This window comes from Azospirillum lipoferum 4B, assembly GCF_000283655.1.
Classification (GTDB): Bacteria; Pseudomonadota; Alphaproteobacteria; order Azospirillales; family Azospirillaceae; genus Azospirillum; species Azospirillum lipoferum_C.
Map to the genome: position 1 here is coordinate 501817 of NC_016586.1, position 24548 is coordinate 526364.

A 24548-nucleotide genomic window follows, 5' to 3' on the forward strand; every position below is an offset into this window, starting at 1 on the left:
AGTGCCGTCCCATGACCGTCAACGGCTGGATCCAGATCCTGGTCTTCCTCGCCCTGGTCGTCGCGGTGACGCGGCCACTGGGCGGCTTCATGACGCGCGTCTTCACCGGCGAGCGCACCCTGCTCTCCCCCATCGTCGGACCCGTCGAGCGCGGGCTCTACCGGCTGGCCGGAGTCGATGAGCGCACCGAGCAGCATTGGGTGAGCTACGCCGTGTCGATGCTGCTGTTCAGCGCCGCCGGCATGCTGCTGCTCTACGCCCTGCAACGGCTGCAAGCGGTGCTGCCGCTGAACCCGCAGGGCATGGCGGCGGTACCGGCCGACCTTGCCTTCAACACGGCGGCCAGCTTCACCACCAACACCAACTGGCAGAATTACGGCGGCGAGACCACCATGGGCCATCTGGTCCAGATGGCCGGGCTGACCTTCCACAATTACGTCTCCGCCGCGGTCGGCATCGCGCTGGCCGTTGCGCTGGTCCGCGGCTTCGCCCGCGCCTCCTCCCGGACGGTCGGAAACTTCTGGGTCGATCTGACCCGCGCCACGCTCTACGTCCTGCTGCCGCTCTGCCTCGTCTATGCGCTGTTCCTGGTGTGGCAGGGCGTGCCGCAGACGCTGGCCGGATCGGTGGACGCCACCACGCTGGAGGGGGCGAGGCAGACCATCGCGCTCGGCCCCGTCGCCTCGCAGGAGGCGATCAAGATGCTGGGCACCAACGGCGGCGGCTTCTTCAACGCCAACTCCGCCCACCCCTTCGAGAACCCCAATGCCCTGACCAACCTCGTCCAGATGCTGTCGATCTTCGCGCTGGGCGCCGGGCTGACCAACCTGTTCGGCCGCATGGTCGGCGACGAGCGGCAGGGCTGGGCGATCCTGGCCGCCATGGGCCTTCTCTTCGTCGCCGGCGTCACAATCGCCTATTGGGCGGAGGCGCAGGGCAACCCGGCCTTCGCCGCGCTGGGCATCGATGGCAGCGCCGGCAACATGGAGGGCAAGGAGACCCGCTTCGGCATCGCCGCCTCCGCCCTGTTCGCCACCGTCACCACCGCCGCCTCCTGCGGTGCGGTGAACGCCATGCATGACAGTTTCATGCCCTTGGGCGGCATGGTGCCGATGATCAACATGATGCTGGGCGAGATCATCGTCGGCGGCGTCGGTGCCGGTCTCTACGGCATGCTGCTGTTCGCCATCGTCGCGTTGTTCGTCGCCGGGCTGATGGTGGGCCGCACGCCCGAATATCTGGGCAAGAAGCTGGAGGCGAAGGAGGTCAAGATGACCATGCTCGCCATCCTCTGCCTGCCGCTGATGATGCTGGGCTTCACCGCCGCCGCCGTGGTGCTCGACACCGGCACCGCGTCGATGGCGAATGCCGGCCCGCACGGCTTCTCGGAAGCGCTCTACGCCTATGTCTCGGGTGCCGCCAACAACGGCAGCGCCTTCGGCGGGCTCAGCGGCAACACGCCCTGGTACAACGTCACGCTCGCCATCGCGATGCTGGTCGGCCGCTTCCTGGTCATCGTGCCGATGATGGCGATTGCCGGTTCGCTGGCCGCCAAGACGCGGGCCACCGCATCGGCCGGCACCTTCCCCACCCATGACGGGCTGTTCGTCGGGCTTCTGGTCGGCGTCATCCTGATCGTCGGCGGCCTCACCTTCTTCCCGGCTCTCGCCCTCGGCCCAGTGGTCGAACATCTGGCGATGAGCGCCGGCACCCTCTTCTGATCGGGAACGATCCCATGCACGCCAATAGCAAACGGTCCGGCCGCATACAGGCGAAAACGGCGGCGAGCACGCTGCTGGACCCCGCCATCCTGCTGCCGGCCATCGGCGGTTCGGTCGCCAAGCTCGCCCCGCGCCGGATGATCCGCAACCCGGTGATGTTCTGCGTGGAGGTGGTGGCGGCGCTGACCACCCTGCTGGTCCTGCGCGACGCCGTCACCGGGGCCGGCGTCAGCGGCTTCGCCGTCCAGATCGTCGTCTGGCTGTGGTTCACCCTGGTCTTCGCCAACTTCGCCGAGGCGGTGGCGGAAGGCCGCGGCAAGGCCCAGGCCGCCAGCCTGCGCAAGACCCGGACCGAGACCACCGCGAAGAAGCTGGAGAACGGCACCGTCCGCATGGTCCCCGCCACCGCGCTCAAGACCGGCGACCTTGTGCTGGTGGAGGCCGGCGACATCATCCCGTCCGACGGCGAGGTGGTGGAAGGCGTCGCGTCGGTCAACGAGGCCGCCATCACCGGCGAATCCGCCCCGGTCATCCGCGAGAGCGGCGGCGACCGCTCCGCCGTCACCGGCGGCACCCAGGTGATTTCCGACCACATCAAGGTGCGGATCACCGCCGCTCCCGGCTCGACCTTCCTCGACCGCATGATCTCGCTGGTGGAGGGAGCCCAGCGCCAGAAGACCCCCAACGAGATCGCGCTGAACATCCTGCTGGCCGGGCTGACCATCGTCTTCGTCATCGCGGTGGCGACGATTCCCAGCTTCGCCGCCTATGCCGGCGGCTCGGTCGGCGTGCTGGTTCTGGTGGCGCTGTTCGTCACCCTGATCCCGACCACCATCGGCGCGCTGTTGTCGGCCATCGGCATCGCCGGCATGGATCGGCTGGTGCGCTTCAACGTGCTTGCCATGTCCGGCCGCGCGGTGGAGGCGGCGGGCGACGTCGATACGCTGCTGCTCGACAAGACCGGCACCATCACCCTTGGCAACCGTCAGGCCGCCGAGTTCCTGCCGGTCGCCGGCGTCGGCGAGGAGGAGCTTGCCGACGCCGCCCAGCTCGCCTCGCTCGCTGACGAGACGCCGGAAGGCCGCTCCATCGTCGTGCTGGCGAAGCAGGAGTACGGCATCCGCGCCCGCGCGATGGAAGAGATGCAGGCGACCTTCGTTCCCTTCACCGCCCAGACCCGCATCAGCGGCATCGACACCGGCGGCACGGTGATCCGCAAGGGCGCGGTGGACGCGGTGCTGGCCCATGTCCGCGGCTCCCAACGCATCGCGGTGTCCGGCGGCCGCGGGGTCGCCGCCCTGCACCCCGCCGCCGATCCGGCCGAACGGGAAATTCTCGCTCTCGCCGAACGGGTCGCCAAGTCCGGCGGCACGCCGTTGGCGGTGGCGCGCGACGGTCGGCTGCTCGGCATCATCCACCTGAAGGACATCGTGAAGGGCGGCATCCGCGAGCGCTTCGCCGCCCTGCGCCAGATGGGCATCCGCACGGTGATGATCACCGGCGACAACCCGATGACCGCTGCCGCCATCGCCGCGGAGGCCGGGGTGGACGATTTCCTCGCCCAGGCCACCCCCGAAGCGAAATTGCAGCTGATCCGCGACGAGCAGGCGAAGGGCAAGCTGGTCGCCATGTGCGGCGACGGCACCAACGACGCCCCGGCGCTGGCCCAGGCCGATGTCGGCGTGGCGATGAACACCGGCACGGTGGCGGCGCGCGAGGCCGGCAACATGGTCGATCTCGACAGCGACCCGACCAAGCTGATCGAGATCGTCGAGATCGGCAAGCAACTGCTGATGACACGCGGTGCACTGACCACCTTCTCCATCGCCAACGACGTGGCGAAATATTTCGCCATCATCCCCGCCATGTTCCTCGCCTTCTACCCGCAGCTTCAGGCGTTGAACGTGATGGGGCTGCACAGCCCGGAAAGCGCCATCCTGTCGGCGATCATCTTCAACGCGCTCATCATCGTGACGCTGATTCCGCTGGCCCTGCGCGGCGTGCGCTATCGCGCGGTGGGCGCCGCCTCGCTGCTCCGCCGCAACCTGCTGATCTACGGCCTGGGCGGGCTTGTGGTGCCCTTCATCGGCATCAAGGCCATCGACCTGACCGTCACCGCCCTCGGGCTCGTGTGAGAGGACTTTCCCCATGTTGAAGGAACTGCGCCCCGCCCTGGTGATGACCGCCGCCCTGGCGGTCGTCACCGGCCTCGCCTACCCGCTGGCCGTCACCGGCATCGCCCAGGCCGTCTTCCCGCATCAGGCCAATGGCAGCCTGATCGAGCGGAACGGAACGGTGATCGGCTCCGAACTGATCGGGCAGACTTTCGCCGCCGACCGTTATTTCCACCCGCGCCCGTCCGCCACCGCCGACACCCCCTACAACGCCGCAAGCTCCGGCGGCTCCAACCTCGGCCCGACGAGCAAGGCGCTGGTCGAGCGGGTGCAGGCCGACGCCGAGCGGCTGAAGGCCGAGAATCCCAGCACCCCGGTCCCGGTGGAGCTGGTGACGGCCTCGGGCAGCGGCCTCGACCCCGCCCTGTCGCCGGCCGCCGCCGACTTCCAGGTGCCGCGCGTCGCCAAGGCCCGAGGCCTGTCGGAGGACGCCCTGCGCAAGCTGATCGCCGACACCACCGAGCCGCGCCCGCTGGGCTTTCTGGGCGAGCCGACCGTCAATGTGCTGGCGCTCAATCTAGCCTTGGACAGGGCGGCAACGGCCCGCTAGAGATCCGGCGGAGCGGTGGAGGCGGAACCGGATGACCGACGACCAGGGCGGGCGCAACCAGCGGCCATCGCCGGACGCGCTGCTGCGGCAGGCCGAGCGGGAGGGGCGCGGGCGGCTGAAGATCTTCCTCGGCGCCGCCCCCGGCGTCGGCAAGACCTTCGCCATGCTGCTGACCGCCCAGGCCAAGCGGCGCGACGGTGCCGACCTCGTCGTCGGGGTGGTGGAAACCCATGGCCGCGCCGACACCGAGGCGCTGGTGGCCGGGCTGGAGATCGTCCCCCGCCGCATTGTCCGCCACAAGGGCCATGCGCTGGCCGAAATGGACCTGGACGCCATCCTCGCCCGCCGGCCCAAGATCGTGCTGGTGGACGAGCTGGCCCACACCAACGCCCCCGGCAGCCGCCACGCCAAGCGATACCTCGACGTGCAGGAACTGCTGGACGCCGGCATCGACGTCTATTCCACGCTGAACATCCAGCATGTCGAAAGCCTGAACGACGTCGTCGCCAAGATCACGCGGGTCCGCGTGCGCGAAACCGTGCCGGATTCCGTCATCGACCGCGCTGACGACATCGAGGTCATCGACCTCACGCCGGAGGACCTGATCCAGCGCCTGAAAGAGGGCAAGGTCTATGTCCCCCGCACGGCGGAACAGGCGATCCGCCATTACTTCTCCCCCGGCAACCTGACCGCGCTGCGCGAGCTGGCGCTGCGCCGCACCGCCGACCGGGTGGACGACCAGCTGCTCACCCACATGCAGGCCCACGCCATTTCCGGCCCCTGGGCGGCGGGAGAGCGGCTGCTGGTCTGCATCGACCAGGACGCGAATTGCGGCGCTCTGGTCCGCTATGCCCGCCGGCAGGCGGAGCGGCTGCGCGCCCGCTGGGGCGCCATCCATGTCGAGACCAGCCGCGACCTGCGCCTGAGCGAGGCGGAGCGCGACCGCATCGCCGACACCCTGCGCCTCGTCGAACGGCTGGGCGGGGAGGCGGTGACGATTCCCGGCCGCGATGTCGCCGACGCGGTGGTGGAGTATGCCCGTGCCAACAACATCACGCACCTCGTCATCGCCAAGTCCGGGCGTCCGCGCTGGTCGGAGCTTCTGCACGGATCGGTGGCGCACAGCCTGATCCGCCGGGCCGGCGACATCAGCGTCCATGTCATCGCCGCCGCCAACCCCGGCGCCAATCCCGGCGACACCGTGCCGCCCAAGACGGTGCGCACCGAAACGGACGGCCGATGGTCCTTCCACGGCCTGCCCTATCTGGCCGCCACCGGCTATGTCGCGGCGGCGCTGGGGCTGGGGCATTTGCTGCATCTGGCGCTGGGGCTCAGCAACATCGCGCTGGTCTTCCTGACTGCGGTGCTGGCCAGCGCCGTCACCGGCGGGCTGGGGCCGTCGCTCTATGCCTGCATCGCCAGCGTGCTGTCCTTCAACTATTTCTTCCTGCCGCCGCTCTACACCTTCACGATTTCCGATCCCGAGAACATCGTCGCATTGCTGGTCTTCGCCGTCGTCGCCGCCATCGCCAGCAACCTGACCGCCCGCGTCCGCGCCCAGGCGCTGACCGCACGCCAGCGCGCCAAGACCACCGAGGATCTCTACCGCTTCAGCCGCAAGCTGGCCGGCGTCGTCACCATGGACGACCTGCTGTGGGCCACCGCCTATCAGATCGCGGCGATGCTGAAGGCGCATGTCGTCCTGCTGATGCCCGACGGCGATGGGCAGGCGGACCGCCTGACCGTCCGCGCCGGCTACCCGCCGGAGGATGTGCTGGAGGAGGCCGACCTCGCCGCCGCCATGTGGAGCTGGCAGAACAACAAGCCGGCCGGCCGCGGCGCCGACACGCTGCCCGGCGCCCGCTGGCTGTTCCTGCCGATGCGGACCGGCCGCGGCCCGGTGGCGCTGGTCGGCGTCGATACCGGCGGCGGCGACCGCAGCCGCAAGAGCGGCCTGCTCTCCCCCGACCAGCGCCGGCTGCTCGACGCGCTCGGCGATCAGGCCGCGCTCGCCATCGAGCGGGTGATGCTGGCCGAGGATGTCGACCGCGCCAAGCTGGCGGCGGAGACCGAACGGCTGCGCTCCGCCCTGCTCACCTCCATCTCGCACGACCTGCGCACGCCGCTGGCCTCCATCCTGGGATCGGCAACCAGCCTGACCCGCTACGGCTCCACGCTGGACGAAGCCGGGAGGCTCGATCTCGCCACCAACATCCAGGAGGAGGCGGAACGGCTGAACCGCTTCATCGCCAATCTGCTGGACATGACGCGCCTGGAATCCGGCGCCGTCCGCCCGCGCAGCGGCCCGGTCGACCTGTCGGAACTGGTCGGCAGCGCGCTGGAACGCACCGGCCGCATCCTTGCCGGGCACCATGTGGAGGTGGACCTCGCCCCCGACCTGCCGATGGTCGATCTCGATCCGGTGCTGTTCGAACAGGTGCTGTTCAACCTGCTGGACAATGCCGCCAAATACGCCCCCGCCGGCAGCCGGGTGACGGTGCGGGCCAGACGGCTGGGCGACGCGGTCGAGGTCCGATTGATGGATGAGGGCGACGGCATCCCGCCCGCCGATGTAGACCGCATCTTCGACAAGTTCTACCGTGTGCATGCCCAGGACCGGCAGCGCGCCGGCACCGGGCTGGGGCTGGCGATCTGCCGCGGTTTCGTCGAGGCGATGGGGGGCGCCATCGCCGCCGGCAACCGCAGCGACCGCTCCGGCGCCGTCTTCACCCTGACCATCCCCGCCGCGGCCGACCTGCCGGCCCTGGAGGACAGCAGCTTATGACCCAGCCCTCCGCCCCGCTTCGCGTCCTGGTCGTCGACGACGAGCCGCCGATCCGCCGCTTCCTGCGCACCAGCCTGTCGGCCCAGGGTTATGACATCGTGGAGGCGGAGGACGGCGACGCCGCGCTGAAGGAAATCCGCCGCCGGACGCCGGACCTTCTGGTGCTCGACCTCGGCCTGCCGGGCATCGACGGGCTGGAGGTGATCCGCCGCCTGCGCGGCGCCGACCCCGCCGGTCCCGCCGCCAGCCTGCCGATCATCGTGCTGTCCAGCCGGGTGGACGAGGCCGGCAAGGTGGAGGCGCTCGATCTCGGCGCCGACGACTACGTCACCAAGCCCTTCGGCATGGACGAGCTGCTGGCCCGCATCCGCGCCGCCCTGCGTCACCGGCTGCAACGCCAGGGCGAACGCCCGGTCTTCCGCAGCGGCGACCTGACGGTCGACCTCGTCCGCCGCATCGTCACCGTCCGCGGCGCGGAGGTGAAGCTGTCGCCGCGCGAATACGACCTGCTGCGCCTGCTGGTCGCCCATGCCGGCAAGGTGCTGACCCACCGCATGATCCTGAACGAGGTCTGGGGCGGCGAGACCGACATCCAGTATCTGCGCATCTACATCCGCCAGCTGCGCCAGAAGATCGAAGCCGAACCCGACCGCCCGCAGCATATCCTGACCGAAACCGGCGTCGGCTACCGCCTGCGGGCAGGGGAGTGACCTCCCAACGCCCCTCTCCCCAACCGCCGGAGTCCCCTCTCCCCCCGGGGAGAGGGTTAGGGTGAGGGGGGTGCACCGCAGGATTTCCACAAAGGTCCCGCAACGCATCCCCCTCACCCCGACCCTCTCCCCGGGGGGCTACGGGATGCACACATTTCGCATTTGCGAAAAGACGTGCAGCTTGGCATTGAGGACAGCCCCTCTCCCCTCGCGGGAGAGGGGTTGGGGTGAGGGGGCGCAAATCAGGATCGCACCGGCCTTGCGGCCGCCGCACCCCTCATACCAACCCTTCTCCCGCAAGGGGAGAAGGGCTTTTCACCACCGGTGGTTGCCGTTATTTCGCAGACCCGAGATGTGTGAATGCCATAGCCGGGGGGGGAGAGGGGGAAGCCCCCCTCAAGCCGCCTCGCCCACCGGGGCCGGCTTGGCGGCGCGCAGGATCATGCCGAACAGGTCGCGCGGCTCGTCGGGGTCGGCCAGCATGTCCAGATTCTCATAGAACCCCGTCCCCGCCACCTTGTCGCGGACATAGCGCAGGGCGGAGAAGTCCTCCGTCGCGAATCCCACCGAATCGAACAGCGTGATCTGCCGCGCATCGCGCCGGCCGACCGCCTGCCCGGTCATCACCGTCCACAGCTCCGTCACCGGATGGTCGGGGGCCAGCTGCTGGATCTCGCCCTCGATCCGCGTCTGCGGCGGATATTCCACGAAGATGTCCGACCGCAGCAGGATGTCGCGGTGCAGCTCCGTCTTGCCGGGACAGTCGCCGCCGACCGCGTTGATGTGCACGCCGGCCCCAACCATGTTGTCGGTCAGGATGGTCGCATACTGCTTGTCCGCCGTCACCGTGGTGATGATCTGCGCCCCCTCCACCGCCTCCTCGGTCGAACCGCAGGCGGCGATCTCGAAGCCCTGGTCGCGCAGGTTGCGCACGCATTTCTGCGTCGCCGCCGGATCGATGTCGTAGAGACGCAGTTTGCGGATCCCCAGCAGCGCCTTGAAGGCCATCGCCTGGAACTCCGCCTGCGCCCCGTTGCCGATGATCGCCATGCAGCTCGCATCCTTCGGCGCCAAATGCTTGGCGGCGACGGCGGAGGTGGCGGCGGTGCGCAGCGCCGTCAGGATGGTCATCTCCGTCATCAGCACGGGATAGCCGTTGCCGACATCGGCCAGCACGCCGAAGGCGGTGACGGTCTGGCGCCCTTCGCGCGTGTTCTTCGGATGGCCGTTGACGTATTTGAAGCCATAGGTGCGGCCATCGCTGGTCGGCATCAGCTCGATCACGCCTTCCGCGCTGTGGGAGGCCACCCGCGGCGTCTTGTCGAAGCTCTCCCAGCGGCGGAAATCCTCCTCCACATAGGCGGACAGCTCGGTCAGGAAGCGCTCCACGCCAATGTGCAGGACCAGCTTCATCATGTGATCGACGCTGACGAAGGGAACGAGGTTCAGGTTCGGGATCATGTCATACGCTCCAATCGGTCAGAAGCTGCGGGTCGGGTAGTCGAGGACGCGGCGCCCCATCAGGCTCGCCAGCAACTCCACCATCAGGATCGCGGTGCGCCCGCGCTCGTCCAGGAAGGGGTTCAGCTCCACCAGATCGACGCTGCTGACCATGCCGGTGTCGTGCAGCATCTCCATCACCAGATGCGCCTCGCGGAAGGTCGCCCCGCCGGGAACCGTGGTGCCAACGCCGGGCGCGATGCCGGGATCGAGGAAATCGACATCCAGGCTGACATGCAGCAACCCGTCCGCCTCCACCACCCGCTCCAGAAACGGACGCAGCAGGGAGACGATCCCATGCTCGTCGATCTTCCGCATGTCGTGAACGGTGATGCCGGACGTCTCCAGCGCCCGCCGTTCGGCCGGATCGACGCTGCGGATGCCCATCATGCAGACATTGTGGGGATCGAGCCACGCCGGCGCCGGCGGGAAATAGCCGTCGAAGCCGGCGCGGCCGGTGGCATAGGCCATCGGCACACCATGCAGGTTGCCGCTCTCCGTCGTCTCCAGCGTGTGGAAATCGGGGTGCGCGTCCAGCCACAGCACGAACAGCGGGCGCCCCATCTCGGCGGCGCGCTGCGCCAGGCCGGTCAGGGTGCCGGCGGCAAGGCAGTGGTCGCCGCCCATGAAGATCGGCATGGCGTCCTGCCCGGCGCTCGCCTCGTAGGCCACTTTGGACAGCGCGGCGGTCCAGCCCGCCACCTCCGGCAGCAGCTTCAGCGCGGCGTTGCCGTGCGCCATCGGCCGCTGCGGCACCGGCGCCACGTTGCCGAGGTCGGTGACGCTGTGCCCCAGCTTGGACAGCGCCCGCGCGATCCCGGCTGTGCGGTAGGCGCTCGGCCCCATCTCGCAGCCGAGGCGGCCCGCCCCATCCTGCACCGGCACGCCGACCAGCCGGCACTGCTTCGTCTTTGTCTTTTGGTAGGACATTGTTCGGTCTCTTGCCTGTTCCCCTCACCAGCAAATCACAGGCGCGTGGCGGAACGGACAGGGCAATTTGACAAAAGCGCTCATACAGGCTACCAAACTGAACAGCAAAGCTTACCAATTTGGCGGAGACCGCCGAAAATGACCCTGGACCAGCTCGACGAGAAGCTGATCACCCTGCTGCGCCATGACGGCCGCCGCAGCATTTCCGACCTCGCCATCGAACTCGGCGTGTCGCGGGCGACGGTGCGCGGGCGTATGGAGCGGCTGGAAGCGTCCGGCATCATCATCGGCTACACCGTGATCCTGCGCGCCGACACGGTGGAGGCGCCGGTGCGCGGCATCATGCTGATCGAGGTGGAGGGGCAGGCCACCGACCGCGTCGTGCGCACGCTCAGCGGCTTCCCCGAAATCATGGAAATCCACAGCACCAACGGACGCTGGGACCTGATCGTGGAGCTTTCCGCCGCAAGCCTGCCGGAATTCGATGCGATCCTGCGCCGCATCCGTCTGATCCCCGGCATCACCACCAGCGAGACCAACCTTCTGCTGAACACCCCGCGCAGCACCCGCGCCCGTCTGTAAGGCTTTCCCGATCACGGACAGTCAGCGATTCCAACGGGCTGCGCCATGGAAACGCAGGGCTTCCCGCCATCGCGGGGGTGACGACCGGCGGAAGCCTGTGCCAAAGTCCGGGCGCTTCGCTGACGGCACGGGAGCGGACAGCCGGTGCCGGGCAGCACATTGAATGGAAGGAACAAGCCGATGAAGAAGATCCTTATGGCGCTGGTGCTGGGTGCGCTGGCGACCGGGACCGCCGGCGTCACCATGGACCACCCCGCCGCCGCCAAGGACGCGAAAAAGATCCGCATCGTGTCGGAAGGCTCCTTCGCCCCGTGGAACGGCATGGATTCGTCGGGCAAGCTGGTCGGCTTCGAGATCGACCTCGCCTGGGATCTGTGCAAGCGCATGGCGGCGGAGTGCGAGCTGATCGCCCAGGACTGGGACGGCATGATCCCGTCGCTGCAGCAGGGCAAGATCGACGCCATCATGGCCGGCATGACCATCACGGACGAGCGCAAGAAGGTCATCGCCTTCGCCGGTCCCTACGGCACCGAACAATCGACCTTCGCCGTCATGAAGTCCTCCAAGCTGAACGGTGCCGCCTTCGGTGCCGACAGCATCGACCTCGCCGACGAGGCCGGCAGCAAGGCCGCTCTCGCCAAACTGGCGGAACTGCTGAAGGGCAAGGCCGTGGGCGTGCAGGTTTCGACCATCCAGGTCGATTTCCTGGAAAAGCATCTGCCGGGCGTGACGGTGCGCAGCTACGACAAGATCGACAATGCCGCCATCGACCTGTCCTCCGGCCGGGTGGATGCCATTTTCGGCGACCGCTCTCCCATCGAGGCGATCATCCGCAGCATGGGCAAGGACAGCATGACGCTGGTCGGCCCGACGATGACGCGCGGCGTTCTGGGTGAGGGCATGGGCGTGGGCCTGCGCAAGGCCGATGCCGACCTGAAGGCGCGCTTCGACAAGGCGATTGCCGAGGCCAACAAGGACGGCACCATCGCCAAGCTGAGCCAGCAGCATTTCGGCTACGATGTTTCGGTGAAGTGACGCCGAAGCCGCTCGCACGCCTGTCGCTTGGCCGGGAGCCGCTGCCCCCGGCCGGGTGACGTGCGGCCTGTGCAGCGGTGGCGTCCAATGACGCCGCCTCAGTCCGACCCCGCCATGGCGTCGCGCTCGGCCCGCAGGGCGGCGAGCTTCGCTTCCAGCTTGCCGATCTTGCGGTCGAGCTTGCGGAGGCGCTTGCGCGGCGCCTTGCCGTCCGCTTTCGCCACCGGCACGGCCTGTGTCCCCTGCCTGATTCGCTCGTTGATGGCTGCCTTGGCTGTATCGCTAAGCCGTTTCCAGCCCTTCACCTCGGCCTTGCTGCGGTGGCAGCCCAGGCATGCCCCCTGTCCACCGAAGCGGCAGAGCCCGATGCAGGGATTCCTGGTGTCCTTGGCCGCCGCGCCGTCTTTCGATTTCCTGCCGCCCAACTTGATGATGCTCATCGCCCCTGTCGCATGATCGCTTCCCTGCGAGCACAATGTGCATCGGGATGCCCCTTCGGCAATGGCGGGGCAAGCACCCCAGCCATCCATGCAATGATGGTTCTGCAGCATCAGGTCATTGGATATTGTATGGATTTCCGGAGCATGCCCGCGCGCATCCGGTGCGACAAACCACCGCGGGTATCCGTTACAGAGCAGAGAATGCCGACAATCCGCTTGCCGCAATCCGATCAATAACCCATACAAACCGCATCGCCGAGAGGCCGCCGCTCCATACACCTTGCCGGAATGCGGTGGCCTGACGGTTCCTTCGTGCCAGGTGCCCCATGCCCAGCGATGCGCCGATCCTCACCCGCCGCCCCAACCGCTCTCCCGCCGCGAAAGAGCCGCAGTCTGACTACGCCTCCCACCGCAAGATCCATCCCAAATCGGTGCGGGGGCGATACCGGCAGATGAAGACCGGGCTCGGCGCAGTGCTGCTGGCGCTGTTCGCCCTGCTGCCCTTCCTGCGCTGGGACCGCGGGCCGGGCGTGCCCGATCAGGCAGTGCTGTTCGATCTCGGCAGCCAGCGCTTCTATATCTTCGCGGTCCAGCTGTGGCCGCAACATGTCTATTACATCACCGGAGTGATGATCATCGCCGCCATCGGCCTGTTCCTGGCGACCGCGCTGGGCGGCCGGGTCTGGTGCGGCTTCACCTGCCCGCAGACGGTGTGGACCGACCTGTTCGTCTGGGTGGAACGGCGGGTGGAGGGCGACCGCACCGACCGCATCCGGCTGGACAAGGCCCCCTGGACCGCGCGCTGGCTGGCGAAGAAGGCGGTCAAGCATGCGGCATGGCTGGCGATCTCCGCCGTCACCGGCTTCCTCAGCATCGCCTACCTGACCGACGCGCCGACGCTGGCGGTCGATCTGCTGCGCTTCGACGCCCCGGCGCTGGCCGCCGGCTCCGTCCTGTTCATGGCCGGCTGCACCTATCTGATGGCCGGTTTCATGCGTGAACAGATGTGCTTCTACGTCTGCCCCTGGCCGCGCATCCAGGCGGCCATGCTGGACGAGGACAGCCTGGTCGTCACCTATCAGGACTGGCGCGGCGAGGGCCGTGCGCCCTTGCGCAAGAGCGAGGGGTGGGACACCCGCACCCACAAGGGTTTCGGCGACTGCATCGATTGCGGCCAATGCGTCCAGGTCTGCCCGACCGGCATCGACATCCGCGACGGCATCCAGATGGAATGCATCGGCTGCGGCCTGTGCGTCGACGCCTGCAATGACGTGATGGCGCGCATAGGACGGCCCGGCGACCTGATCCGCTTCGACACCCTGACGGCGCAAGCGGCGAAAGCCACGGCGGTCCCGCCGCCCCGCTTCCGCCTGCTGCGGCCGCGCACCATCGTCTATGGCCTGATGCTGGTGGTTGTCGGCGGCGCGATGACCATCGCCCTGGCGCTGAAGCCCAGCAACGACATCGCCGTGCTGCGCGACCGGGCTCCGCTGTTCGTGGTGCTCAGCGACGGGCGCATCCAGAACGCCTACACCATCAAGATCGCCAACATGTCGCTGGTGGACCGGCAATACCGCCTGACCCTGTCCGGCCTGCCGCAGGCCAGCCTCGCCCTGTCCGGCGAAAGCGGCGAGGCCGGCGAACTGCCCCTCTCGGCCCGTGGCAACGCGGTGGAAACCTACCGCATCCAGGTCCGCGTGCCGCAATCGGCCCTGGCCGGCGCCTCCACCCCGCTCGCATTCACGCTGACGCCCGACCCGGCCGGCGAACCGGTTCGGCACGACAGCGTGTTCCTCGCCCCGTAACCGGCCTATGATGCGGACAATGCCGTAGGGTGCAGGCCAAGGAAACGGTCAGGACAGTCCATGCAATCCGATATCCCGCCCCCGACCGCCGAAGGCTCCGATCCGGCGGAACAGTCCGGCGCCGTCATCTGGAAGCCCGATCTGGCGAACCGCAACAAGCCGGTCTATCTCGCCATCGCCGACGCCATCGCCGACGATGTCCGCAGCGGCCGCTTGGCGGCCGGGCACCGGATGCCGCCGCAACGCGCGCTCGCCGACCGGCTGGGGCTGGACCTGACCACGGTCAGCCGGGCCTATGGCGAGGCGCGGCGCCGGGGGCTTCTCGACGCCCGCGTCGGCCAGAGCACCTTCATCAGCACCCGGGCGGGCCGTACCCCACACATTCCTCTCCCCACCGCCGCCCGGCGCGAATCCACGGCACCGTCTGCGATCATCGACATGACGATGAACCAGCCGCCGCTGCCCGATGCGCCGGAACTGCTGGACCGCGTGCGCCAGGGGTTGGCCCAGGCGATGGAGCGGATCGATCCGCAGTCGCTGCTGCGCTATCCCGACACCGCAACCGCGGCCGGCGGCCTGGAGGAGGATCGCGCGGCGGGCGCGCACTGGCTGTCGCGGCGGCTCGGCGCCATCGACGCCGGCCGGCTCGTCGTCTGCCCCGGCACGCAAAGCGCCCTGCTGGCCTTGCTGAGCATGCTCGCCCGCCCCGGCGACACCGTCTGTACCGAGGCGCTGACCTATCCCGGTTTCAAGGCCATCGCCGGGCAGCTGGGGCTGCGGGTGGTCGGGGTGGCGATGGACGGCAACGGGCTCGATCCCGACGCCCTGCGCGCCGCGGTAGAGACCCATGCGCCGAAGGCGCTCTACTGCACCCCTACCCTGCACAACCCGACGACGGCGACCCTGCCGACGGACCGGCGCGCCGCCATCGCCGCCATCGCCCGCGAACACGGCATTCCGGTCATCGAGGACGACATCTACGGCGTGCTGCCGCAGGATGCGCCGCCGCCCATCGCGGCGCTGGCGCCCGACATCGCCTTCCATGTCACCGGTCTCGCGAAATGCGTGGCGCCGGGCCTGCGCATCACCTATGTCGCCGCACCGGATGCCCGTCAGGCGATGCGGCTGGCCGCCGCCCAGCGGGCGACCATGCTCGGCACCCCGCCAATCCCCGCCGCGGTCGCCACCCGGTGGATCGCCGACGGCACCGCCGACGCCCTTCTCGCCGCCATCCGGGCCGAGGCAACGATCCGCCAGCGCATGGCCCGCGACCTGCTGCCATCCTCCGCGATGACCGCCCATCCGGAGGGCTTCCACCTGTGGCTCGGCCTGCCGCCGGCCTGGACGCGCGGGGAATTCGCCGCCCATCTGCGCAGCCGAGGCATCGCCGCCGCCGTCAGCGACACCTTCCTAATTCCTGGCCATATTCCCGGCCTGACCGCCGCCGGCCCCGCCCCGGAGGCTCTGCGCATCTGCCTTGGCGCCCCGGTCACCCGCGCGGACTGCCGCCACATGCTGGAGATCCTGACCGACACGCTGGAGCAGAGCCCGGCCATGGCCGGCATCGTGATCTGAACGGTGGCGAGGGCGGAAAGGCCCCCTACCTGTCGGTGCAGGAAATGCAAGGATCGACGGAGGCCTGGATGATCGACAGGTCGGCCAGCGGCTGTCCCGCCACCATCGCCTCGATGGCCGGAATGTTCACGAAGGACGGCGTCCGGATCTTCACCCGCGCCGGGGTGGCCCCGCCTTCCGACGCAACATAGTAGAAGGCCTCGCCGCGCGGCGCCTCGGTGCGGATGGTGGCCTCGCCGGTGGGAATCTCCGGCAATCCCTGCGTCGCCCGCAAAGGCCCGGCCGGCAGGGACAGCAGCGCCTCGCGGATCAGGCGGATGCTCTCCACCATCTCCAGCGCCCGCACCACCACACGGGCCAGCACGTCGCCCTCCGGCCGGACGATGCTTTCGAAGCCGAGATCGGCATAGGACAGATAGGGCTGGTCCTTGCGCACGTCGATGTCGAGGCCGGAGGCGCGGGCGACCGGACCGACCACCGCCCATTCCACCGCCTGCTCCCGCGTCAGCCGGCCGACGCCGCGGGTGCGGGCGAGCGCCGTCGGGTTCTCGGTGAAGGTCGGGATGACGATCTCCGCCAGCCCCTTCGACAGGGTGTCGAGCGCCGGCAGATACCGCTTGGGATCGGGGATGTCGCGAAGGACGCCGCCGATGCAGTTCATGCCGTAATTGACCCGGTTGCCGCTGATCGCCTCCAGCGTGTCCATCACCAGCTCGCGAAGCGTGAACACCTCCATGAACAGGGAATGGAAGCCGATGTCCTCCGCCCCCACCCCGGCCCACAGCAGATGGGAGTGCAACCGCTCCAGCTCGGCGATGATGGTGCGGATGTGGGCGGCGCGCTTGGGTATCTCGATCCCGGCGATGGTCTCCGCCGCCATGCAGAAGGTCATGGCATGGGTGTTGGAACAGATGCCGCAGACACGCTCGATCAGGGTGATGACCTCGACCCAATTGCGCTTCTGCGCCAGCAGCTCGATGCCGCGGAAGCTGAAGCCGACCTCGACGGTGGCGCTGTCGATGACTTCGCCGCGGCACTGGACCTTGACCTTGAAGGGTTCCTCCAGCGCCGGGTGATAGGGGCCGAGCGGAAAGCTGTAGGGCATGGCCGGAAACTCCTAGGAACGGGCCGGGTTGGTCGCGAGCGGCGAAACGGGCTTGCGCGCGACCTCCGCCGGGCGGCACATCGCTTCGCGCAGGGTGGCTGTGTCGATGCCGTCGGGCCGGATCAGCGGCACCGGGTTGGGATGGCCGGGAAACTCCACCGCGAACAGGTCGCGGATTTCCCGCTCCGCCCAGGACGCCGCGCGGACGGTCGGCGCCAGCGACGCGAGCGCGCCGTTGCGGGTGCAGGTCTTCACGTTGATGACGCGATGCTCGTCGATGTAGTGGTAGATCACCGTCGATTCGGCGTCCCCGGCATGCGGGATGGCGGTGACGGTGCCGAGCCGGATGCCGAGCTCCGCCATGGCGGCGGCCATCGCCTCCACCTCCAGCAGCGGGGCATCGGCCCACAGGGCGCCGTCGCGCTCGACGACGCTGCGGACGCCGGGGATGGCCTGCAGCGCATCGGCAAGCCGGCGGGGATTGCGGTCAGCGGTCATGATGGGCCTCCTCCACCGGAACGAAGGCGGTGCGCAACTTCTCGCTCGCCGCCCGGCGCCTGCACTCCGGGCAATAGCCGCGCTCGGCCTCCCCCACGCCCCAAAGCGCCTCCATGACCGCATCCGGCAGCGGCACATGGGCGGCACCGCAGCGGGTGCAGGGCTGCAGCCGGATGACGCTTTCCAGCCGCAGCCCGTCGCCGGCCGCGCTGTTCATCGCACCGGGCGCATCGGCCTCCAGGCTGATCGCCCGCGTCGGGCAGTTCTGCGCGCACAACCCGCAGAAGGAGCATTGTCCGATGAAGAAATGCCAGGACACCGATACGCCGGGATCCTGGGTGAAGGTGATGGCCTTCGGCGCGCAGACGAAGGCGCAGGTGCCGCAGGCGGTGCAGCGCGTGGCGTCATGGGCCAGCGCGCCCCGGTAGACCGGCGGCACCTCCGGCATGTCGGCAGGACCCCGGGTGCGCGGGGGGCGCAGCAGGTTGCCGAGGATGGTTTTCAGCATGGCCATGGTGGAGTCCTCCTCAGCGGACCAGCGTCGCGGCCAGGGTGACCGCCGACGCCAGCCCGCCCCAGACCCAGTAAAAGCGGAAGGCCTGAGTCAGCCGCAGCCGCGCCGTGGCGGTCGCCAACAGCGTCACCCCGCCCAGCACCGCGACGCCCGCCGCCAGATAGACCAGCAGGTTGACCAGCGGCCAGGGCGTGGCCGGAATGAAGACCACGGCGAACAGCTCGGTCAGCAGAACCAGCTCGACGGCATGCGACAGCTTGAACAGGGCCAGCGGCGGGCCGCTGTATTCGATATGGCTGTCGGCAACGATCTCATGCTCGGCATTGGCGATGGAGAAGGGGTTCAGCTTCATCCGCGCCGGCAGCGCCAGCAGGAAGGTCAGTGCCGCCAGCAGATGGACAAGACCATAAGGGGCGGCCTGCAGCGCGCTCATCTGGAAGCTTCCGGCCTCCTGTGCCATGGCGATGATGGCGACCAGGAAGGGAAGGTTGTAGGCCAGCGACAGCAGCGCCTCGCGCATCGCCGCGACCTGCCCGTAGATGGAGCGGCTGACATAGCCGGCCAGCACCTCGCACAGGATCGGCACCTCCATCAGGTACAGCAGCAGCACGACGTCGCCCGGCAGCGACGGCGCCGGGTTGCCGGGCAGCGGCACGATGGCAAGCGCAGCCGTCACCGAAGCCAGCGACACCACCGGCAGAGCCAGGAAGATGCCGCGGTTGACGCCGCGGGGGATCACCGTCTCCTTGCCCAGCAGCTTCATGAAGTCGAAGAAGGGCTGGAAGAAGGGCGGTCCCTGCCGCCCCTGCAGCCGCGCCACCAGCTTGCGCATGAACCACAGCTCCAGCCATCCCAGCGGGGCGGCGAGCAGCAGTCCCGGCCAGACGACGAAGGCGACCAGATAGGACCAGACGGCGTTCATGACAGCCTCCCCCGCCGGCTTTCCAGCTGGCTCTTGGTGGCGCCGTCCTCCAGCAGCGTGGCGGCGCGGGCGATGCCGTCGAGGATGGCCTGCGGCCGCGGCGGGCAGCCGGGCACCCAAACATCGACCGGAACGACGCTGTCCAAGGACTCGCTCAGCACCAGCGGACTGCCGGCGAAGACGTTGCCGGATGCCGGGCAGGACCCCAGCGCCACCACCGCCTTCGGATTGGGCACCTGCGCGTAGATGTCGAGGATCGCCTCGCGCGACCGCAGCGTCAGCGTGCCGGAGATCAGCACGATGTCCGCATGCTTGGGCGTGCCGTGCAGCTCGACCCCCAGCTGTTCGGCATCGTAGCGCGGACTCAGCAGCGGCGTGATCTCGATGTCGCAGCCGTTGCAGGACCCGGCATTCAACCGGCAGATCCAGGGCGACCGGCGGCGCGAGATCGCGATGACCCGTTCGATCAGGTTCATTTCACACCTCCTGCCGTTTCAGTCGGCAGTGCGGCAACATGGGGATGCGGCTCGGCCGCAGGACGAAGCCCGTTGGGAGCCAGCCCGAACAGCACCGGGGCGATGGCGAAGGCCAGCAGCACCAGGGCTGCGGCACGCGGCAGGGGCCGCCCCGCGACCGGCGCCTCCACTGGCCCCAGCCACACCCGGTGGATGGCGCGGACATAGCAGAGGAGCGCCATGGCCGACGACGCGTAGAGCACGGCCAGCAGCAGCGGCCCGCCCAACTCCGCCCCCGCCAGATAAAGCCGCCAATGCCCGATGAAGCCCAGCGTCGGCGGAATGCCGATGAAGCCCAGCGCCCCCAGCATGAAGGCGGCGCTGGCCACCGGCAGCGGGGTGGACAGGCCGCGGTCGTCCAGCGTCACCGCCCGGCCGAGATGCCATTCCGCCGCCCCGACCGCGCCGAACAGCACGATCTTGCCCATCGCATGGCCGAGGATGCCGAACCACGCCCCGGCCATGCCGTCCGCCCCGCCGGCCACCAGCCCAAGCAGCAGATAACCCATGTCGTCGATGGAGGAGAAGGCCAGCATCGGCTTCAGCTCCCGCTGGGCCAACGCCAGCAGCGCCGCCCCCAGCAGCGACAGCACCGCCAGCCCGATCCACAGCGGCGCGAAATCCACGAAGATCCACGGCGCTACGTCACGCAGGGCCAGCAGTTCGCAGAAGGCGCCGACATCGACCACCGCGACGATCAGCGCCGTCGTCATCGCCGAAGACGCGCGGGCCACCGCCGGCAGCCAGAAATAGACCGGCACCAGACCAAGCTTCAGCGCCACGCTGACCAGCAGCAACGCCACCGCCAGCCTGTCCCAGGGCGCGGCCGGGCGCACCGCGCCAAGCTGGATCACCGCCAGCGCCGTCCAGCCGCACAGGGCGGCGAGAGCGACCGCGGTCAGATATTGGCGGGCGGCGGCGCGGGCCTCTGCGGTCCCGCCGCTCCACACCATGCCCACCGCCAGGAACTCGGCGGCTGAGGCCAGCAGGGTGGCGGCCCAACCATGGCCGGCCAGCCGGGCGGCGACCGCCAGGGCGACGGTGGCGGCGGCGAAGCGCCACCATCCGCCATTCCCCTGCGGGATCACGCGGGCATAGAGGCCGACGCCGAGCGCGATTGCCAGAAAGAGGGGGATCAGCACCATGTCCATGATGGATGCCTCCGGCTGCGCTCAGACCAGCCACACGCCGGCCAGCGCCGCGACCGCGACGAGACCGATGGCCAGGAGCGGACGATCCTCGAAAGCGGCACCTGACGCGGTCTGCGCCGCACCGGCCACACGGGTCAGGCTGCGCCAGATCCGCAGGTAGGCGGGATCGGGATCGAGCGAATAGACGGGATGGAAGGCGTGTTCGGCAATCTCGGCGAAGTCGACCGCGCCGGGCCGGTCGCCGGCCGGCAGCGGCTCGCCGCCGGAATAGACCGAGACCAGCCCGGGGGCCGGCGCATGGGCCAGCCGGTAGACCAGCAGTCCCAGCATGGCCGATGCCAGCACCACCACGCCGCCGACGGTCATCGCGATGCTGCCGCGGTCGGTCAGGATGCCGAGCCAGCTCATCTGCACCGCCCAGTCGAAACCGAGCGAGCGCACGGCCGGCGCCACCACCGGCACCATCAGCAGCTGCGGCGCCAGCCCGAAGACCAGGCACAGCCCGGCCATGGAACCCATGCCGGCCAGCATGCTGGGCGACGCCTCGTGGATGTGCTTGCCGAGCAGCGCCTTGGACGGCACGCCGTAAAAGGCGTTGACGGTGGCCTTCAGGAAGGAGAAGGCGGTCAGGATGCTGCCGATCCAGCCGACCAGCACCACCAGCAGCAGCCCCTTGTCGAGCGCTGCGCCGAACAGCAGCCATTTGGCGACGAAGCCGTTGGTCAGCGGCACGCCGGCGATGGAGGCGGCGGCGACGATCCACACCTTCGCCGTCCCCGGCATCGCGGTGGCGAGCCCGCCCAACTCCCGCAGGTCGCGGGTGCCGGTGGCGTGCTGTATGGCGCCGGCGCACATGAACAGCGTGCCCTTGAACAGCGCATGGCTCAGGCAATAGAACAGCCCGGCCGCCAGCCCGAGATCGGTGCCGAGCGCCAACCCGACGACTATGTAGCCGAGCTGGCTGACGGTGTGGAAGGCCAGCAGCCGCTTCAGGTCGGTCTGCGCCATGGCGAAGATGACGCCGACCAGGATGGTGACGCAACCGACCGCCAGCAGCGGCACCTCCAGCGCGGCCTGCCACTGCCCATCGCCGATCACATACATGCGGGCGATCAGATAGACGCCTGCCTTGACGTAGCAGGCGGAATGCAGCAGCGCCGACACCGGGGTCGGGGCGTTCATCGCCTCCGGAATCCAGGTGTGCAGCGGGAACATCACCGACTTCGCCATCGCCGCGACGATGAACAGCGCCGCGACGCCGGAGGTGAAGGCGGTGGCGACGGCCGGATCGGTCCAGACCAGCGTGCCGGCGCGGGAATAGACCAGCACCAGCCCGATCAGGAAGCCATAGCCCGCCAGATGGGTGATGACCAGCACCTTGCGGGCGCCGTCGGTCGCCGCCCTCTGCCGGTACCAGAAGCCGACCAGACTGTAGGAACACAGCCCGATCACCTCCCACGCCATATAGGCGCCCAGCATGTCGGCAGCGCTCGCCAGCAGCAGCAGCCCGGCGATGAAGACCAGCATGATCGCGTAGAAGCGCGTCGTGCCCTGCTCTTCATGTTCCATGTAGCGGACGGAGAAAAGCAGGATGGCGGCGCCGATGCCGGTGCCCATCAGCATGAACAGGAGCCCGAGCCCGTCGATGCGCAGAGCGAGGGAGAACGGCCCGTCCCACACCGGCAGCAGCGGGGCCTCCATCGCGATGCCGGCCATGCCGGCCGGCACCAGCGGCAGCGTGGCGAGGAAGGAGGCGAAGACCGCCGCGGTCGCAAGCACGCCCTTGCCGACCGGCGTCAGCAGCCGGGCAAGCAGCAGCTGCAGGACGAAGCCGACAAGCAGAAGAAGAATGGGGAGCGTTACAAAGGTCATGGCTCGCCCCTTTCTCAGCCGCCGGCCAGCGGCGGAAAGATGAAGACGTCGGAATCCGGGGTCAGCGGCGTGTCCAGCCCTTGCAGGCCGCGCACGTCCTGGCCATTGACCAGGACGATGGCGAAGCCGGCCAGTTCACCGTCCTTCATGATCCAGCGGGCGAAATTGGGACCGTATTCGGCGACCAGATCGTTCAGCAGATCGCGGACGGTGGCCGCCGGCCGCTCCCGGATCTCGCTGCGTTTCTTTGTGGCTTCGCGCAGAAGCGCGAAATAGGAGACTTTCATGGCACAGCTGCCTTCCTGCCTCGATCACAGCCGGTCCGCCGCCGCAGGGGCGCGGCGGCGAACCGGTGGGATCAGGCCAGCGCCAGGGCGCTCAGCTTCTCCTTGGTCGGAACGCCTTGGGCGTCCCAGCCGCGGGCACCGTAATAGAGCGGCAGCATTTCCGGCAGGCGGCTGACCGCCCCCTTCGATGCGCCGGTCACGATCGGCTCATTGAGCAGGCGCGGCGGCAGGGTGTCGTCGGCGGCGGTCAGACCGGACTTCAGGTTCCACAGCCGCTCCAGGTTCCAGACCCGTTCGCCGGCTTCGATGAAGCTGTCGCCGGTGTAGGCGAAGCCGGTCAGCGCCGTCATCAGCTCGGCGAATTCCGGCGCACCGATGCCGAAGGTGGTGAACAGGCAGGAGCCGGTCGAATCCAGCGCCGCCGTCAGGTTCTGGAACAGGGCCACCAGTTCGGCCTTGCCGTCGATGCTGTCCTTGTCGACCTTCACCGGCACGCCCAGCACTTCCGGGCTGATGGTATAGCCGCGGACATGGCAGCCGCCGCGGTTGTTGGTGGCATAGTTCAGGCCGATGCCCTGCACCGCGCGCGGGTCATAGGCCGGCATCTCCTGCTTCTTGACGGTCATCGACAGTTCCGGATGGCCGTAGAGGCTCGCCAGCCGGTAGGAGCCCAGCGCCAGCTTCTTGCCGAAGCCCTGGCCGAGACCGGTCAGCCGCACCGCCTCCACCATCGCGTCGGCGTTGCCGAAGTCCAGTTCCAGCCCTTCGGTGTCTTCGAGCGTGATGATACCGCGGTTGAACAGTTCCATCGCACAGGCGACCGTTCCGCCCATGGAGATGGTGTCGAGGCCGTATTCGTTGCAATAATAGTTGGCCTTGATCACCGCATCCAGATCGTCGATCCGGCAGTCCGGACCGAAGCCCCAGGCGGTCTCGTACTCCGGCCCCTCGCCCTCGCCCTTGTATTTGGGGTTGGTGACCTTGGTGGCGCGGCCGCAGGAGATGATGCAGGAGAAGCAGCCCTTCGGCCGCTGCAGCTGGTTGGCCGCCAGCGTTTCGCCGCCCACCTTGTCGGCGGTCGGGAAATGGCCGTCCTGGAAGTTGCCGGTCGGCAGCCCGCCCACCGAATTCAGGATGTTGACCAGCACGTTGGTGCCGTAGAGCCGCAAGCCGGTGCCGCCGACCGGATGCTCCTTGATCATGGTGCTGGCCTTGGCGACCGCGGCCAGGAAGGCCTCCTTGTCGGCGACGGTCACGGCGCCGGTGCCGCGCACCACCACCGCCTTCAGGTTCTTCGATCCCATCACCGCGCCGACGCCGGTGCGGCCGGCGGCGCGCTGCATGTCGTTCATGATCGAGGCGATGTAGGACAGCTTTTCGCCCGCCGGTCCGATGCAGGCGATCTTGGCGTCGGCCGCCGTCTCCTCGTTCAGCGCCTCGGTGGTCTCCGGCACGTCCTTGCCCCACAGGTGTGCGGCGTCGCGGATCTCCACCTTGTCGTCCTGGATCCACAGATAGACCGGCTTGGCCGCGCGGCCTTCCAGGATCAGCATGTCGTAGCCGGCGTATTTCAGCTCCGGCCCCCAGGCCCCGCCGGAGTTCGAGGCGGCGATGGTGCCGGTCAGCGGCCCCTTGGTGACGACGTCGTAGCGCCCGGCCGACGGCGCGAAGGTGCCGGTCATCGGCCCGGAGGCGAAGATCAGCTTGTTCGCCGGCGACAGCGGATCCACCGTGGGATCGACCTCGTCATACATGTACTTCGTGCCCAGCCCGCGGGCGCCGATGTAATCGCGCGCCAGGTCGGGCTTCAGCGCTTCGGTCGTGATCTTGCCGGTGCCGAGATCGACCCGAAGGATTTTTCCAATCCAGCCATGCAT

Annotated in this window: 21 protein-coding genes; 9 read left to right on the forward strand and 12 right to left on the reverse strand. The window is 68.8% G+C overall.

Features of this window, described 5'->3' with window-relative positions; all coding sequences use genetic code 11:
- The first annotated feature begins 11 nt into the window (after window positions 1–11).
- The 5 genes from kdpA to AZOLI_RS20520 are packed head-to-tail and all read left to right on the forward strand — an operon-like array spanning window position 12 to window position 7940.
- Window positions 12–1721: a potassium-transporting ATPase subunit KdpA gene (gene kdpA, locus AZOLI_RS20500; RefSeq protein WP_014189054.1), complete on the forward strand. Its 1710-nt coding sequence runs from the start codon at window positions 12–14 to the stop codon at window positions 1719–1721.
- A 14-nt stretch (window positions 1722–1735) separates the two neighbouring features.
- Entirely contained in the window at window positions 1736–3856 is a 2121-nt protein-coding gene (gene kdpB / locus AZOLI_RS20505) for a potassium-transporting ATPase subunit KdpB (protein WP_014189055.1), read from the forward strand.
- Window positions 3857–3869: 13 nt separating this feature from the next.
- On the forward strand, window positions 3870–4445 hold the full coding sequence (gene kdpC, locus AZOLI_RS20510) for a potassium-transporting ATPase subunit KdpC (RefSeq protein ID WP_014189056.1): 576 nt from the start codon (window positions 3870–3872) through the stop codon (window positions 4443–4445).
- A 31-nt stretch (window positions 4446–4476) separates the two neighbouring features.
- On the forward strand, window positions 4477–7230 hold the full coding sequence (locus tag AZOLI_RS20515) for a sensor histidine kinase (protein WP_014189057.1): 2754 nt from the start codon (window positions 4477–4479) through the stop codon (window positions 7228–7230).
- A complete protein-coding gene (locus AZOLI_RS20520; RefSeq protein ID WP_014189058.1) occupies window positions 7227–7940 on the forward strand; it encodes a response regulator in 714 nt (237 codons plus the stop codon). Before AZOLI_RS20515 ends, AZOLI_RS20520 begins: the two co-directional genes overlap by 4 nt.
- 396 nt (window positions 7941–8336) lie before the next feature.
- Here AZOLI_RS20520 and AZOLI_RS20525 read toward each other — a convergent pair whose 3' ends face one another.
- Window positions 8337–9401: an ornithine cyclodeaminase gene (locus tag AZOLI_RS20525; protein ID WP_014189059.1), complete on the reverse strand. Its 1065-nt coding sequence runs from the start codon at window positions 9399–9401 to the stop codon at window positions 8337–8339.
- Between the two features lie 18 nt (window positions 9402–9419).
- Window positions 9420–10370: an arginase gene (gene rocF, locus AZOLI_RS20530; protein ID WP_014189060.1), complete on the reverse strand. Its 951-nt coding sequence runs from the start codon at window positions 10368–10370 to the stop codon at window positions 9420–9422.
- 144 nt (window positions 10371–10514) lie between these two features.
- On the opposite strand from rocF, the gene AZOLI_RS20535 reads away from it, so the two are divergent.
- On the forward strand, window positions 10515–10952 hold the full coding sequence (locus tag AZOLI_RS20535; RefSeq protein WP_044552592.1) for an Lrp/AsnC family transcriptional regulator: 438 nt from the start codon (window positions 10515–10517) through the stop codon (window positions 10950–10952).
- A gap of 180 nt (window positions 10953–11132) precedes the next feature.
- Window positions 11133–11987: a transporter substrate-binding domain-containing protein gene (locus AZOLI_RS20540; RefSeq protein ID WP_014189062.1), complete on the forward strand. Its 855-nt coding sequence runs from the start codon at window positions 11133–11135 to the stop codon at window positions 11985–11987.
- Window positions 11988–12085: 98 nt separating this feature from the next.
- Here AZOLI_RS20540 and AZOLI_RS20545 read toward each other — a convergent pair whose 3' ends face one another.
- Window positions 12086–12427, reverse strand: coding sequence for a DUF1289 domain-containing protein (locus AZOLI_RS20545; RefSeq protein WP_044552269.1), 342 nt, complete (start codon window positions 12425–12427; stop codon window positions 12086–12088).
- A 326-nt stretch (window positions 12428–12753) separates the two neighbouring features.
- Between AZOLI_RS20545 and ccoG the strand changes: the two genes are divergently transcribed.
- A complete protein-coding gene (ccoG, locus tag AZOLI_RS20550) occupies window positions 12754–14232 on the forward strand; it encodes a cytochrome c oxidase accessory protein CcoG (RefSeq protein WP_014189065.1) in 1479 nt (492 codons plus the stop codon).
- Window positions 14233–14292: 60 nt separating this feature from the next.
- Window positions 14293–15807: a PLP-dependent aminotransferase family protein gene (locus AZOLI_RS20555; RefSeq protein WP_014189066.1), complete on the forward strand. Its 1515-nt coding sequence runs from the start codon at window positions 14293–14295 to the stop codon at window positions 15805–15807.
- A 25-nt stretch (window positions 15808–15832) separates the two neighbouring features.
- On the opposite strand, the gene AZOLI_RS20560 is transcribed toward AZOLI_RS20555, so the two are convergent.
- The 9 genes from AZOLI_RS20560 to AZOLI_RS20600 all read right to left on the reverse strand — a co-directional run bounded on the left by AZOLI_RS20560 (window position 15833) and on the right by AZOLI_RS20600 (window position 24548).
- Window positions 15833–16912, reverse strand: coding sequence for a hydrogenase large subunit (locus AZOLI_RS20560; protein ID WP_014189067.1), 1080 nt, complete (start codon window positions 16910–16912; stop codon window positions 15833–15835).
- A gap of 12 nt (window positions 16913–16924) precedes the next feature.
- A complete protein-coding gene (locus AZOLI_RS20565) occupies window positions 16925–17410 on the reverse strand; it encodes an NADH-quinone oxidoreductase subunit C (protein WP_014189068.1) in 486 nt (161 codons plus the stop codon).
- Entirely contained in the window at window positions 17400–17924 is a 525-nt protein-coding gene (locus tag AZOLI_RS20570; RefSeq protein WP_014189069.1) for a 4Fe-4S dicluster domain-containing protein, read from the reverse strand. The genes AZOLI_RS20565 and AZOLI_RS20570 overlap by 11 nt, the downstream gene beginning before the upstream one ends.
- Window positions 17925–17937: 13 nt before the next feature.
- Entirely contained in the window at window positions 17938–18846 is a 909-nt protein-coding gene (locus AZOLI_RS20575; RefSeq protein WP_014189070.1) for a respiratory chain complex I subunit 1 family protein, read from the reverse strand.
- Window positions 18843–19322 carry an NADH-quinone oxidoreductase subunit B family protein gene (locus AZOLI_RS20580; RefSeq protein ID WP_014189071.1) on the reverse strand — a complete coding sequence of 160 codons (480 nt, stop codon included), beginning with the start codon at window positions 19320–19322 and terminating at the stop codon, window positions 18843–18845. Before AZOLI_RS20580 ends, AZOLI_RS20575 begins: the two co-directional genes overlap by 4 nt.
- On the reverse strand, window positions 19319–20512 hold the full coding sequence (locus AZOLI_RS20585; RefSeq protein WP_014189072.1) for a proton-conducting transporter transmembrane domain-containing protein: 1194 nt from the start codon (window positions 20510–20512) through the stop codon (window positions 19319–19321). The genes AZOLI_RS20580 and AZOLI_RS20585 overlap by 4 nt, the downstream gene beginning before the upstream one ends.
- 21 nt (window positions 20513–20533) lie before the next feature.
- Window positions 20534–22384, reverse strand: a complete 1851-nt coding sequence (locus AZOLI_RS20590; protein WP_014189073.1) for an NADH-quinone oxidoreductase subunit 5 family protein — start codon at window positions 22382–22384, stop codon at window positions 20534–20536.
- A 14-nt stretch (window positions 22385–22398) separates the two neighbouring features.
- Window positions 22399–22671: a ubiquitin-like small modifier protein 1 gene (locus AZOLI_RS20595; protein ID WP_014189074.1), complete on the reverse strand. Its 273-nt coding sequence runs from the start codon at window positions 22669–22671 to the stop codon at window positions 22399–22401.
- 71 nt (window positions 22672–22742) lie between these two features.
- A complete protein-coding gene (locus tag AZOLI_RS20600; RefSeq protein ID WP_014189075.1) occupies window positions 22743–24548 on the reverse strand; it encodes an aldehyde ferredoxin oxidoreductase family protein in 1806 nt (601 codons plus the stop codon).

Coding starts and splice junctions, on each gene's coding strand:
- kdpA (WP_014189054.1), top strand. CDS start 12: ATGACCGTCAACGGCTGGATCCAGATCCTGGTCTTCCTCGCCCTGGTC.
- kdpB (WP_014189055.1), top strand. CDS start 1,736: ATGCACGCCAATAGCAAACGGTCCGGCCGCATACAGGCGAAAACGGCG.
- kdpC (WP_014189056.1), top strand. CDS start 3,870: ATGTTGAAGGAACTGCGCCCCGCCCTGGTGATGACCGCCGCCCTGGCG.
- AZOLI_RS20515 (WP_014189057.1), top strand. CDS start 4,477: ATGACCGACGACCAGGGCGGGCGCAACCAGCGGCCATCGCCGGACGCG.
- AZOLI_RS20520 (WP_014189058.1), top strand. CDS start 7,227: ATGACCCAGCCCTCCGCCCCGCTTCGCGTCCTGGTCGTCGACGACGAG.
- AZOLI_RS20525 (WP_014189059.1), bottom strand. CDS start 9,401: ATGATCCCGAACCTGAACCTCGTTCCCTTCGTCAGCGTCGATCACATG.
- rocF (WP_014189060.1), bottom strand. CDS start 10,370: ATGTCCTACCAAAAGACAAAGACGAAGCAGTGCCGGCTGGTCGGCGTG.
- AZOLI_RS20540 (WP_014189062.1), top strand. CDS start 11,133: ATGAAGAAGATCCTTATGGCGCTGGTGCTGGGTGCGCTGGCGACCGGG.
- AZOLI_RS20545 (WP_044552269.1), bottom strand. CDS start 12,427: ATGAGCATCATCAAGTTGGGCGGCAGGAAATCGAAAGACGGCGCGGCG.
- ccoG (WP_014189065.1), top strand. CDS start 12,754: ATGCCCAGCGATGCGCCGATCCTCACCCGCCGCCCCAACCGCTCTCCC.
- AZOLI_RS20555 (WP_014189066.1), top strand. CDS start 14,293: ATGCAATCCGATATCCCGCCCCCGACCGCCGAAGGCTCCGATCCGGCG.
- AZOLI_RS20560 (WP_014189067.1), bottom strand. CDS start 16,912: ATGCCCTACAGCTTTCCGCTCGGCCCCTATCACCCGGCGCTGGAGGAA.
- AZOLI_RS20565 (WP_014189068.1), bottom strand. CDS start 17,410: ATGACCGCTGACCGCAATCCCCGCCGGCTTGCCGATGCGCTGCAGGCC.
- AZOLI_RS20570 (WP_014189069.1), bottom strand. CDS start 17,924: ATGGCCATGCTGAAAACCATCCTCGGCAACCTGCTGCGCCCCCCGCGC.
- AZOLI_RS20575 (WP_014189070.1), bottom strand. CDS start 18,846: ATGAACGCCGTCTGGTCCTATCTGGTCGCCTTCGTCGTCTGGCCGGGA.
- AZOLI_RS20580 (WP_014189071.1), bottom strand. CDS start 19,322: ATGAACCTGATCGAACGGGTCATCGCGATCTCGCGCCGCCGGTCGCCC.
- AZOLI_RS20585 (WP_014189072.1), bottom strand. CDS start 20,512: ATGGACATGGTGCTGATCCCCCTCTTTCTGGCAATCGCGCTCGGCGTC.
- AZOLI_RS20590 (WP_014189073.1), bottom strand. CDS start 22,384: ATGACCTTTGTAACGCTCCCCATTCTTCTTCTGCTTGTCGGCTTCGTC.
- AZOLI_RS20595 (WP_014189074.1), bottom strand. CDS start 22,671: ATGAAAGTCTCCTATTTCGCGCTTCTGCGCGAAGCCACAAAGAAACGC.
- AZOLI_RS20600 (WP_014189075.1), bottom strand. CDS start 24,548: ATGCATGGCTGGATTGGAAAAATCCTTCGGGTCGATCTCGGCACCGGC.